The 13,144-nt window shown below is 43.8% G+C and carries 12 protein-coding genes; all 12 read left to right on the top strand.

The window, feature by feature from the left end:
- Window positions 1–6: 6 nt before the first annotated feature.
- The 12 genes from ETP43_RS08295 (at window position 7) to ETP43_RS08240 (ending at window position 13,114) form a co-directional block, all read left to right on the top strand.
- Window positions 7–1,749, top strand: a complete 1,743-nt coding sequence (locus tag ETP43_RS08295) for an ABC transporter ATP-binding protein (protein WP_129257725.1) — start codon at window positions 7–9, stop codon at window positions 1,747–1,749.
- 232 nt (window positions 1,750–1,981) lie between these two features.
- The gene (locus ETP43_RS08290; protein WP_022172403.1) at window positions 1,982–2,242 is read left to right on the top strand and encodes a CD3324 family protein; all 261 of its coding nucleotides are present in this window, start codon (window positions 1,982–1,984) and stop codon (window positions 2,240–2,242) included.
- A gap of 104 nt (window positions 2,243–2,346) precedes the next feature.
- Complete coding sequence (locus tag ETP43_RS08285) at window positions 2,347–2,757, top strand: peptide deformylase (protein WP_129257724.1); 411 nt, start codon at window positions 2,347–2,349, stop codon at window positions 2,755–2,757.
- Between the two features lie 191 nt (window positions 2,758–2,948).
- Window positions 2,949–4,259 (top strand): Na+/H+ antiporter NhaC family protein, encoded by a 1,311-nt coding sequence (locus ETP43_RS08280; protein ID WP_129257723.1) that lies wholly within the window; start codon window positions 2,949–2,951, stop codon window positions 4,257–4,259.
- A 168-nt stretch (window positions 4,260–4,427) separates the two neighbouring features.
- Window positions 4,428–4,628, top strand: coding sequence for a phage holin (locus ETP43_RS08275; protein ID WP_129257722.1), 201 nt, complete (start codon window positions 4,428–4,430; stop codon window positions 4,626–4,628).
- Window positions 4,629–4,866: 238 nt separating this feature from the next.
- Window positions 4,867–5,514 carry an HAD family hydrolase gene (locus ETP43_RS08270; protein WP_129257721.1) on the top strand — a complete coding sequence of 216 codons (648 nt, stop codon included), beginning with the start codon at window positions 4,867–4,869 and terminating at the stop codon, window positions 5,512–5,514.
- A gap of 231 nt (window positions 5,515–5,745) precedes the next feature.
- A complete protein-coding gene (locus ETP43_RS08265) occupies window positions 5,746–8,886 on the top strand; it encodes a 3'-5' exonuclease (RefSeq protein ID WP_129257720.1) in 3,141 nt (1,046 codons plus the stop codon).
- 187 nt (window positions 8,887–9,073) lie between these two features.
- A complete protein-coding gene (locus tag ETP43_RS08260) occupies window positions 9,074–11,074 on the top strand; it encodes a right-handed parallel beta-helix repeat-containing protein (protein ID WP_129257719.1) in 2,001 nt (666 codons plus the stop codon).
- 169 nt (window positions 11,075–11,243) lie between these two features.
- Complete coding sequence (locus tag ETP43_RS08255; RefSeq protein ID WP_022172410.1) at window positions 11,244–11,504, top strand: helix-turn-helix domain-containing protein; 261 nt, start codon at window positions 11,244–11,246, stop codon at window positions 11,502–11,504.
- A 16-nt stretch (window positions 11,505–11,520) separates the two neighbouring features.
- Window positions 11,521–12,144, top strand: a complete 624-nt coding sequence (locus ETP43_RS08250) for a nucleotidyltransferase family protein (RefSeq protein WP_129257718.1) — start codon at window positions 11,521–11,523, stop codon at window positions 12,142–12,144.
- On the top strand, window positions 12,119–12,349 hold the full coding sequence (locus ETP43_RS08245; RefSeq protein WP_022172412.1) for a DUF6718 family protein: 231 nt from the start codon (window positions 12,119–12,121) through the stop codon (window positions 12,347–12,349). The genes ETP43_RS08250 and ETP43_RS08245 overlap by 26 nt, the downstream gene beginning before the upstream one ends.
- 165 nt (window positions 12,350–12,514) lie before the next feature.
- Window positions 12,515–13,114 (top strand): hydrolase, encoded by a 600-nt coding sequence (locus tag ETP43_RS08240; protein ID WP_129257717.1) that lies wholly within the window; start codon window positions 12,515–12,517, stop codon window positions 13,112–13,114.
- The last annotated feature ends 30 nt before the right edge of the window (window positions 13,115–13,144 follow it).

Raw genomic sequence — 13,144 nt, 5'->3', positions numbered from 1 at the left:
TGAAAAATGAAAAAACTATTATTACGCTCATTGAGAGATATCCACCGAATTGTTCCGCGTACACTTGTTCTTCAGATCATCTGTATGATGTTACAGTCGCTGATGGCGGCAATAACGATCTGGTTGACGTCCGTTTTTCTTAATCTGGTTTACCAAAAAGATTTCAAAAGCAGCCTGATCTGTTTCTGTATGATTCTGGCAGTTTTTGTTCTGTCAGAAGTAGCAAACAGTATCTTTTATTCTTGTATGGTCAGAATTGATTTTCAGACAGGACAGCAATTACAAATAGAACTTGGAGAAAAAGGAACCCGGTTGTCAATGATCTGTTATGAAAATACAGAAACAAATAATATGCTGAAACGGGCAAAAAACTGTATTGAGCAGGAACGTTTTTCGGATCTGAGTTTATCGGTATTTAATATACTGGCAGAATTTCTTAAAGTAAATGGCACGTTGCTTGTACTGGCTGGATTTCATCCGGTTCTTGTGGGGATATCTTTGTTGAGCGTGTTCCCATATCTCATTGTGCGACTGGTCCGGGGAAAAGAATTTTATGAGTTAAAAAGATATCAGGCAGCAGGAGAACGACGCAGAAATTATCTGTATCATCTGTTTGGAGATAAGCAGGCAGTAAAAGAACTTCGAATCTTTGAAATCGAAGATTATATTGAGCAGAAAATGTATGCGGCGCGGGATAATATGAAGCAGGAAGTCTGGAATTTTAAGAAACGTGATATGCGTAGTTTACTGATATGTGAGATTTTCTGTGAAAGCGGATATCTGCTGAGTATTTTTAGTACAATACTACTCTTATTACATCAGGTATTGGATGTGGGAATGATGGCGGCAGCCTTAGCAGCATTTACTTCATTTCAAACAGCAGCAAAGTATTTTCTGGTCAGTCTTGGCCGGATTCCGGAATGTGCAGCATTCGTAAAAGATTATTATGATTTTATGGATATGGAAGAAGCGGAAAAGGGAACGGAAAAACTCTGTTCAGATTTTGACAGCATCAAAGTAAAACAATTAAGTTTTTCTTATCCAGGGAGAAAAACTCCGGCAGTTTCGAATCTTTCTTTTACAATAAAACGAAACGAAGTTGTCGCTATTGTAGGAAATAACGGTAGTGGGAAAACAACACTGGTAAAATTACTGACGGGCTTGTATCAAGCACAAAAAGGACAGATATATTACGGAAGGCAAAACCTGCGATCTCTTGATCCGGAAGAATTTTATAAACAAATTTCTTTTGTCAGCCAGGATTTTATAAAGTATGAATTGACTGTAAGAGAAAATATTGGGATTGGCGACTGGAAGCAGATGGAAAATACGGATAAAATATACATGCTTTTGCATCAGGTTGGGTTAGAGACATTCATTTCCCAGGCATCTGTAAATCAACTATTGGGAAATGAATTCGGCGGCAGAGAACTTTCTGTAGGGCAATGGCAGAAACTTGCAATTGCAAGAGGAATGATGAAAGACAGCAGTGTTATTTTTCTGGATGAGCCAACAGCAGCTCTGGATCCGCTTATGGAAACGAAAGTATTAAAAATGTTTCTGAAAATTGCCAGAGAAAAAACAGCAATCATCGTATCGCACCGAATTGGAATCTGTAAAGAAGTGGATAAGATCATCGTCATGAAAGAAGGAAAGATAGCAGAGATTGGAAATCATGAGGAGTTGTTAGCTGAAAAAGGAGAATATTACAGGCTTTATACGATGCAACAGAAATGGTATGAAGAATAATTCATTTACTTATCTTTTTCAGTATATTATAATAACAGTATCAAAATCAGCGAGGAAGCAGACAATGTGTAAAATACTTATACTTATAAAGAAATCAAATAATATGATAGGATCCGAACTCTATATATCGCAAAACATAAAAACGGCGATTGGATATGTAGAGTAAGAAGAGATCGCCAGCAAATATGTTTTGTGATATCTTATGAAAATTCATTTCAAAAGGAGAAAACGCATGACATATTTGAATGGAAAAGATATCCTGCCTGAGGAACTTTTCATACAGGTTCAGGAATACTGTGCAGGAGAACTGATCTATATTCCGAAAAAAGATGGTACAAGACAAAGCTGGGGAAACAGCACGGGAATAAGAAAAGAACTAGATGAAAGAAATCAGATGATCCGTGAGAAGAAGAAAAATGGATGTTCTCTGAAAGAACTTACGGAGGAATTTCATTTGTCGATATACAGTTTAAAGAAAATTTTGTACCATTGATTTTTTTAAATTAATATTGTATTATATCTGTAACAGGACTCCCCACACCTCTCACGCAAGTGATGTGTCCCATGGGGAGATATTTTGTATTATGGAGGAGTAGTATGGTAAAACCAATTATGAGAGATATCTTTTTTCTGAACCAGCCATCTGAGCCTGCAACTGAGGCGGATCGGAAGACGGGGATGGATCTGTTGGATACTTTGAAGGCACATGAAGAAGAATGTGTCGGTATGGCGGCGAATATGATCGGGGTACGGAAAAATATCATTGCTGTGCATATGGGATTTATGAATGTTTTGATGTATAATCCGAAGATCATCAAAAGGTCCGGGGCATATGAAACGGAAGAAGGGTGTTTATCTCTGGCAGGGGTGAGAAAATGTATGCGGTATCAGGAGATTGAAGTGCAATACCAGGATATTAATTTCAAACAACAGCGACAGATGTATTCCGGCTGGATCGCGCAGATCATACAACATGAAATAGATCATTGTTGCGGAATATTGATATAAATAGAAAGACTAAAATCTGTACCATATACATGGTAAAAGAGTAATTACGCTTCCAGCTATGTGAAAAATCTGATTTTTCATATGAGCATTAAAGTGAAATTATCTAATGGATCAAAATGGGTAATTATGAAAGTATGGAACAGTTACAAAATCAAAATAAATGAATGATAGTAGAAAAGGAAAAAACAAACATGAAAAAAGGAAATGGAATTGCATTACTCCCTATCGGCGTGTTCCTGGTATTGTATCTGGGGCTTGGAATTTTGTTTGAATATGTGTTAAAGATTCCGATGGGATTTTATAACGTGCCGATCGTCGTAGCGTTTCTGGCGGCGATTTTGGTGGCGTGTGTACAGAATCGGAAAGTAAATTTTGATAAAAAACTGGAGCTGATGGCGCAGGGGGTGGGCGATAAGAATATCATTACGATGTTATTGATCTTTCTGACCGCCGGCTGCTTTGTCGGCGTTGTCGGAAGAAGCAGTGCGGAGAGTGTGGCCTATTTTATGCTGGCGCTGATTCCGGCGCGGTTTTCGGTTGCAGTGCTGTTTATAGTGGCCTGTTTCGTGTCGGTGGCAATGGGAACCTCCGTGGGAACGATCACCTTGCTGACACCGATCGCAGTTGCGGTATCTGCTGCATCCGGGTTTGATCTTCCGTTTTGTGTCGGAGCGGTCATGGGTGGTGCAATGTTCGGGGACAATCTTTCCTTTATTTCCGATACAACAATCGCAGCCTGTAACGGACAGGGCTGCGAGATGAAAGATAAGTTCCGGGAAAACTTCTGGATTGCATTTCCGGCGGCGGTGATCACACTGGTTCTGATCCTGGTTCTGTCTTTTCAGACAGAGATTCACGGAAGAGTCGATCAGTCGTACCATCTGCTGCAGGTACTTCCCTATGTGCTGGTTCTGATCGGTGGAATCATCGGTATCAATGTATTTGTGGTACTTCTAACCGGCATTGCCTCCGGTGCACTGATCATGCTGCTTGGCGGACATACCACACCGACCGATCTGTTGGCAAATATGGGTTCCGGCGTCTCGGGTATGTTTGAGACCTGTATGGTGGCGATCCTTGTTGCAGCCATGTGTGCGCTGATCCGGGAATATGGCGGATTTGATGCGTTGCTCGGCTGGATCCACCGGATCTTTAAAGGAAAACGCGGCGGGCAGCTGGGTATGGGACTGCTAGTCGGAGCGATGGACATTGCAACTGCCAACAATACTGTTGCAATCGTAATGGCGAATCCGATTGCAAAAGAGATGGCCCAGGAATATTGCGTGACACCGAAGAAAACAGCTTCGTTACTGGATACTTTTTCCTGTATCTTCCAGGGAGTCATCCCTTACGGTGCACAGATGCTGGTAGCCATCTCGGCGGCACATGAACTGGGATACGAGATTTCCGCCTTCCAGATCATGCCACGGCTGTTTTATCCGATGTTTCTGCTTCTGTGTTCTTTGATCGCTATCTTCGGAGTCGAGAAAAAACAGAAGTAACATCCGATATAACCGGCAAAGCATCGGAAAGAGGACAGCATAAAAAGCAGCGCTTGCAATATAAGAAGAGTGACAGAAAACACATTTCACGCATATGGTAAATCAGATAGATAGCTGGGTATCGTCTCACAGATGCGGTGGGACATATCAGGAAGTGGGGAATGCGATATGAGCAACAAAACATATGATCGATTAAAATGGCTCGCCATGTATTTTCTGCCGGCACTGGGAACGTTGTATTTTGCACTGGCTGGCATCTGGGGGCTTCCCTACGGAGAACAGCTGGTGGGAACCATCACGGCAATTGATACGTTTCTCGGTGTGATTCTTGGAATCAGCAAATCAAAATATAACAAATGCAGTCAATAACAACTTCATACCAGAGCGTGTCTGAAAACACGGGAACTCTTGCAGGCGGACAGAGCTGGCAGGAGTTCTTTTTATGCTGCGATGTATCTGAAAAAGCTGGCAGTCACTGGTTTCTCAGTCAAATCAACGATCTTCATATTCCTTTTCGTGCAGGTTTGTAGTAAAATATAAAAACGATTGTCGATGCAAACTGGTATATTTGCAACTACAGGAAAAGAACAGACAAGGAGTATAAAGAATGATACAGGCAGTAATTTTTGATATGGATGGAACACTGATTGACACAGAAAAATATTACCGGATCTGCTGGCCACAGGCACTGGCGCATTTTGGTTATACGATGAGTGATGAGCAGGCACTTTCCATGCGTTCGCTGGGACAGCCATATGCGCCGGAGCATCTGAAAGAAATGTTTCAGGATCCCGATCTGGACTATCCGGCGATTCGTGTATATCGGAAACAGCTGATGGAAGAATATCTGGAACGGGATGGAATCCAGATCAAACCGGGAGCTGTAGAACTTCTTGAATATCTGAAAGAAAAGAAGATCCAGCGTGCGATCGCTACGGCAACTGATACGGAACGCGCGGCACGATATCTGAAACAGATCGGACTGTACGAGTACTTTGACCGGATCATCTGTGCAAATATGGTCAAATGCGGAAAACCGTCACCGGATATTTACATCTATGCCTGCCAACAGCTGGGACTCGCCCCTTCTGCATGCATGGCGGTAGAAGATTCACCGAACGGAGTGACCAGTGCGTACCGGGCAGGCTGTCAGGTTGTCATGGTGCCGGATCAGACAAAACCGGACGCGGAACTTCAGAAGATGCTGACCGCGTGTGTAGATTCGCTGGATCAGATGAAAACACTGTTTGAATAAGAATCATAAATAATGTAAACGTAATGTAACTATTCAGTAGGTAATATTCCGCGAGGCGTTTTGGCATGAATATGCCAAAATCCCGAGACATACGAGCAAAAATGCCATCACCTAAGGTGATCTTAAATGCATTTTTGCCTGTAACTGTGAAGGAACTGAACAGTTACAAAAATACGAGAGATCTGCAGGGGATGGGCACTGTCGTATGTGAGAATGTATAGGAGAAGAGCTATGGCAGAAAAAATGAAAAAGGATGCAGCAGAACTTCCCGGTACCAGCCGAGAAGCGGAAGAACAACAGCTTGCATATGTCATCGACATTGCGCAGGAACATCTGGTGCAGGCGCGTAAAGCCATCCGGGAGGCAAATGAGGATCTTGCCGATCTGATGGAAGTCTACGATGCAAAGGATAAAGAAGGTCTGACACTCTGGAACAATGCAACAGCGCGTCTGAAGGAATATAAACAGAATATGGTGCGCCTGGAAAAAGCCAGAAAGAAACCGTATTTTGGCAGAATTGATTTTCTTGCAGAAGAAAAACAACAAAAAGAAGCGTATTATATCGGTCGTGTTGGAATCTCCGGGGATGATGCGCAGCCGTTAGTATTGGACTGGCGTGCACCGATTGCTTCTGTTTATTATGAAAGCGGTCTTGGTCCCTGTTCGTATACCGTTCTTTCCGAGGGGACGCATACGATCGATCTGGAGAGAAAACGGACGTATGAGATTGAAAATGACCGGCTGAAAGACTATTTTGACTCGGATGTGGTGGCAAATGATGAACTTCTGACCAAATACCTTGCCAAAAGCAAAAAAAACGTACTTGGAGAGATCATTGCAACCATTCAGAAAGAACAGAATCTGCTGATCCGTCGCTCCCCCAGGACTAATCTGATTGTCCAGGGTGTGGCGGGTTCCGGAAAGACCACAGTGGCGATGCACCGTATTTCCTATATTCTTTATAATTACAAAGAGGATTTCCGCCCGGAAGATTTTTATATTATCGGGAGCAATAAAATTTTGCTGAATTATATCACCGGTGTTCTGCCGGAGCTGGATGTATACGGGATTCGTCAGATGACGATGGAAGAGCTGTTTATCCGCCTTCTGTATGAGGAATGGAATGGAAAAATATACAGCGTTCATCCGGTATCTCAGGAGGCTTGGCAGGAACAGAAAGGAAGTACTGCCTGGTTCGAAAAACTGGAAGCGTACTGTCAGGCATACGAAAATCAGGAGATTCCACAGGAGGCGATCGTGATGGAAAAAACGGGTGTGCGTCTGATGCGTCCTGCGATGATCCGGGAGTATCTGCGTGACAATCCGCTCCTTTCGATGGAAAGCAAGATCCTGATGTTAAATAAAATGCTGTATGCCCGCTATGAAAATGTGATCACGGGAAAAGTGATCTCTTTCACAGAAAAAGAGCGGAAAATACTGGACAAAAAATACAGCACTTACTTTGGCAACGGAAAATGGAATGGTTCTGTGCGAACTTTTTATCAGGATTTTCTCCGTGCACAGCAGCAAGAGGGAATTCCTATCGAAATACCAGATACATCGTTTGATGTGTACGACCTTGCGGCGATGGCATATATCTATAAACGGATCAAGGAAACCGATCCGGTGAGGGAAGCAAGCCATGTGGTCATCGATGAAGCACAGGACTTTGGTATGATGGTATATCGCTGCCTGCACTACTGTATGCGGGGATGCACCTATACTGTTATGGGAGATACTTCTCAGAATATCCATTTTGGACAGGGGTTAAATGACTGGGAAGAACTTCGTGCGCTGATCCTGCGGGGAACATACGATGCATTCGGACTGCTTCGGAAAAGCTATCGAAACACGGTGGAAATCTCAGAATTTGCCACAGAGATCCTTCGGCATGGAGATTTCCCGATTTATCCGGTGGAACCAATCATTCGTCACGGGGCGCAGGTGAAGGTGGAAGCCAGTGCGGACGCGGCTGCTATGAAAGACGCAGCGGTAAATCAGATTCAGGAATGGAAGAAAAACGGATACGAAACGATCGCCGTGATCTGTCGCGATGAGGCGGAAGCCGAAGCCGTGTCGGAACTTTTGCGGGATAGTCTGGATCTAGAGGGCTATACACCGGAACGCAGTCAGTTCGGAGAGGAAATTATGGTTCTTCCGGTCGTGTATACGAAGGGACTGGAATTTGATGCAGTACTTCTGTGGAATCCAACAAAGAAACAATACCCACAGGATAACGGTCACGTCAAACTGTTGTATGTTGCCGCTACCCGTGCGCTCCATGAACTGACCGTGCTGTATCAGAATTCTCTTACGGACATTATAGGAACCGAAGTGCCGAAAGAAAAACATATGCAGGAATTTCAGACCGAAAGTCTGCAAAAAGCGAAAGAATACGCAAAACCGGTACACACACAGAAAGAGATCGAACAGCAGCGAAGAGAAGAGGGTGACAGGGAACGACAGGCAAGAGGCTATCTGGGTCCTCGAAAGATCCAGTTGGAAAAGGAACAGGAAATTGCCGGAACAGAGACACCGGTGCTAATTCCAAAACCGTTTGAAGTACATCAGGCACTGATTCCCAAAAACAGAAATCTGTTAAAGAAATCAACGGATAAGAGATTAAAATCTTCCGCCATCGACGGACTGGTGAATCCATCCCCGTATACATATGGAACCTTCCCACCGGAGAGTCATCTTCAGGTCAAAGGACATTCCAGAGGAAATTTTTCTGTAAAATGGGTGAAAAAGACAAAGCAGTATCTGGAGATCGCCAGTGCAGTCGGACTTCTTCGGCTGACACCGGTCACACCGTCGACGATCCGTGTCAGCTTTGTAAAGGGCGTTACCGGCACGATCCGGGATACGAACTGGAAAGCACAGGCAGATACCGCAGTAACATGGAGCGCAAAAGAGTCGCGTTCCGAGGTGCAGCTTCTGACCGATCGTATCCTGATCCGGGTGCAAAAAGCCAATGGTGCGGTGCAGTTTTTAAACAGAGACGGCAAGAAACTGCTTGCGGAAAATCCTTCGGAACCCCGCCTACTTCTGGACAGTCAGACCTGGAACTTTTTCGCCTGGGATAAAAATGAGCGCCTGAAATCCAAAGGTGTTCTTGCAGATGATTTTATGGATCTGAGCACGAAAGCGCGGTATATCTCTTTTGGACAGAAAAAACTTCGGATGCCACTGGTACTGTCCAATAAGGGATATGCCATCGGTGTTGCGGCGGGAAGTACCGTATTATTCTGTAACGTGAGAACCTATGGACAATATATTTATACCCAGGGAACCGGTCAAATCGATTATTATTTCATTTACGATGAAAATCAGGAGAGAAACATCGAGCAATACCGCACTCTCCCGGTGTAGTTTCTTTCCCAGCCGTTTTGAATTCATGTACGGAAAACTAATTTTCTGGAACTGTCAGATTTATCTTTTATCAGATCAGAGTCTATAGTATAATAACCATAAATGGCCATATTTCTCAAAACATAATTGAGAAATCTACATAATAACTGATTTTTATACAAGATGAAGTACAATGGAGGTTATGAACATGAGAATCTATGTAGATGTGAATGCTGTACGTAACGGAAATGGAACCGAACAAACTCCTTTTCGAAAAATCAATGATGCTGCAAAGATCGCACAACCGGGTGATGAGGTTTTAGTGTTCCCGGGAACTTACCGTGAATATGTAGATCCAATCTATGCCGGACGTGAAGATGCCCGGATCACCTATCGCAGTGTAAAGCCACTGGGTGCTGTGATTACCGGTGCGGAGGAGATTAAAACCTGGACACCGTATCAGGACAACACCTGGGTATGTCGTGTGGCAAATAGTGTGTTCGGTTCTTATAACCCATATACGACTGCAGTATATGGTGACTGGTATTTTGCAAAGGCAGACAAACATACCGGCTGCGTATATCTGAATGGTCGTGCGATGTATGAGGCAGTAACCCTGGACGAGTGCCTGCGTGGGGAAGTTTATTCATGCAGTTGGGTTCCGGAAGAATCCGTATACAAATGGTATGCCGAACAGGATACCGAAAAAGACGAGACCGTGATCTACGCCAATTTCCAGGGAAAAGATCCGAATGTGGAAAACGTGGAAATCAATGTTCGTCGTGAGTGCTTCTTCCCGTCAAAAACAGGGGTAAGTTATATTACAGTCAGCGGATTTACCATTTGCAAGGCAGCAACCACCTGGGCACCGCCGGCAGCATTTCAAGACGGTATGATCGGTCCGCACTGGAGCAAGGGATGGATCATCGAGGACTGCGATATCTCCAACAGCAAATGTGCAGGTATCTCCGTAGGTAAATATCTGGATCCGGATAACGATCATTATTTTACATATAAACAGGTAAAAAGTCCGACACAGATGGAACGTGACGCTGTATGCCGCGGACAGTATCATGGCTGGCTGAAAGAAAAGGTAGGAAGTCATATCATCCGCAGAAATAACATCCATCACTGTGAACAGGGTGGTATCATCGGTCGTATGGGCGGCGTGTTCAGCGTGATCGAGGACAACCACATTCATCACATTAATAACATGATGGAACAGGGAGGTGCAGAGATTGCAGGTATTAAGATGCATGCAGCGATCGATGTTCTGTATCAGCGCAACCATATCCATCACTGCACGATGGGAATCTGGTGTGACTGGGAAGCGCAGGGAACACGAATCACGCAGAACCTGCTCCATGACAACCAGCGTCCGTCCTATGCACAGAACTTAAAAGGCGGCATGATGTCTCAGGATCTGTTTGTGGAAGTGGGACATGGACCGACACTGATCGACAACAATATTCTTCTGTCTGATGCTGCCCTTCGTTTCGCAACACAGGGTGTAGCAATGGTACATAACCTGATCTGTGGTTCTCTGACCTGTGTTGGTGAAGGAACCGGCTGGAGATATACACCGTATCATATTCCGCACCGTACAGAGGTGATGGGATTCATGACGATTCTTCACGGGGATGACCGTTTCTATAACAATATTTTTGTACAGAAATGGCCGAAAGAAGATGTGATTACCCCTCACGATTCCGATGATGGATATGACACGGAAAATCGTCTGGCTGGTACCTGGACATTCGACGAGTATCCGACATATGAGGAATGGATCTCACAGTTTGACTTTACAAAACCGGTGGATATGGTAAAACTGGAACCGGTACACTTTGGTCATCTGCCGGTATGGAGCGAGGGCAATGTGTATCTCGGAGGAGCAAAAGCATGGAAAAAGGAAAGAAATGGTCTGACCGTAGCAGAGAACAGGGAGGATGTGAAGGTTGAACTGGTGGAAAAAGAAGACGGATATCATCTGGAAACCAATATCTATGAGTTCCTGAAGGGCTTTACCGGAAGAATGATCAACACTGAAGTGCTTGGAAATGCCTTCGAACCGGAACAGCCGTTCGAAAATGCAGATGGAACACCGATCCGGTTTGACGAAGATTATTTCGGAAATCACCGCGGTGTGGCAACTGTGCCCGGACCATTTGCCGATGCAGAAGATGCTGAAAAAATGCTTTATGTAAAATAGCAAATATTTCTACAATTAAGAACTGTACGGAATCCTGGAAAATATTTTTTCCGGGATTTCTGTACTTTTTTTATTTTGTATCGTATTACTATTGACATTTCATACCGTATAGGTTATCATATAAATATCACATACGGTATTGATAAAAACATGAAAGGAAAGTGAAAAAATGGATTATATCATTATGGAAAACGGAGAAAAAATTCTTTTGGAAACTCAGCAGAAAGTGACGATTCAGCGAACCGTCGACATTTACAAACAGTACCGCAAAGAACTGGGACTGACGCAGAGTGAACTTGGAAAACGTGCCGGTATCTCTCAGCCGAACATCACCCGTTTTGAGAGCGGAAATTACAACCCCAGTCTGGAATTCCTGGTAAAGATTGCCGGAGCTATGGGTAAAAAAGTGAAAGTTACTCTGGAAGATTAATCAGGGGGCAGTAGCAATGGTAGAAGATATTTTGAAGAAAGACGGACTGTCTTTTGCCCTGCTGCGAAAGTTGTCCTTTCGAACCAGACTGGAAGAGAACCTGGCTCAGGCAATCAGCTGTCTGGATGAAGCGTTTCTTACAGAAGAACTGAAAAATATCGTCGTCTGGTATGATTCCAGTGATATTTTATCCGGACTTCCGATTGATTACCGCATCAAAAGTCTTCAGGCGATCCTGCGGAAATATCAACGGGCATCCGGGGAAAGCCGGGTAGAGCGGGTATTTAACGATATCCTCGGTTTTCGGACATTATGCGATAATTACGAGGAAATTTTACGTCTGAGAGAAGCAAAGAATATTTCCGTTGCAGACATGTCCAACGGGAAAACACACGATGACGGATACCGCGGTGTGTATATCTATTATCAGTATGGCCACCGACATTATCCGATCGAGATTCAATATAATACTTACTATGACCGTCAGATGAACAACTGGCTGTATAAATATGTATGGAGTAAACATTATCCGGCAAATGTAGGAATCACCCTGCGAAGAGAGTACGAGAGAGGAAGAATCCGAACAGAATGTGAATGTGAGGAGGTGCTTTGGGATGTGTTATCTGATTGCAAAAAATAATCAGGGTGGGAGCAGTCTGGCAATTCAGATGATGCATGGAAAAGAACTGGCAAAATTAAAGCAGAAACTTCTCTCGGATCTTCCCGGTGAAGAAATACAGCTGCTTACTGTCAGCCGTCCGTCTGCATACACGGAGTATGAACCGTTTTGCTTTATGGATACGCCGGATCATTTTGCACAGGAAGTGAAAAACAGTTTTTCCTGATATATATACCCACAAAGGTATTGATTGAAAAAGCTTCTGTTTTTGAAGCGATTTCGTGTTATAATGCATTTATGCGTGAAATCATCTCAAAAATATTTTTAAGAAATCTATGAATTACAAATGGTGTGTTTCAGGCGCAGTGCACACCGGACAGGAGAAAGAAATATGGACTATATAGCAAGAGAAGATGCACTGGCATTATTAAAAAGATACAATCAGGATCCGTTTCATCTGCAGCATGCATTTACCGTGGAAGCTGTAATGAAATGGTATGCTAACGAACTTGGATACGCTGAAGACGCAGAATACTGGGGTATCGTAGGACTTCTGCATGATATTGATTTTGAACAGTATCCGGAAGAGCACTGCCTGAAAGCACCGGAACTTTTAAGAGAGGGAGGCGTTGGTGAAGATATCATCCACAGTGTAGTCTCCCATGGATATGGTATCACGATCGGATGTGGTGTTACTCTTGATGTAGCACCGGAACATGAGATGGAAAAAGTACTGTTTGCAGCCGATGAACTGACCGGACTGATCTGGGCGGCAGCGCTGATGCATCCTTCCAAAAGTACAAAAGACATGGAACTGAAATCCTTAAAGAAAAAATACAAAAGCAAAGGATTCGCTGCAGGATGCTCCAGAGAAGTCATCCAGCGCGGAGCCGATCAGCTCGGCTGGGAACTGGAAAAACTGCTGACGATGACAATGGAAGCAATGAAAGCAACCGAAGATACGATTAATGCGGAGTGTGAATCTCTGTAAAACAAATCGAGATACTTAATCCGAAAGTGA

The sequence above is a fragment of the Blautia faecicola genome (assembly GCF_004123145.1).
GTDB lineage: Bacteria > Bacillota > Clostridia > Lachnospirales > Lachnospiraceae > Oliverpabstia > Oliverpabstia faecicola.
This window is presented reverse-complemented; position numbering and strand designations above follow the sequence as displayed.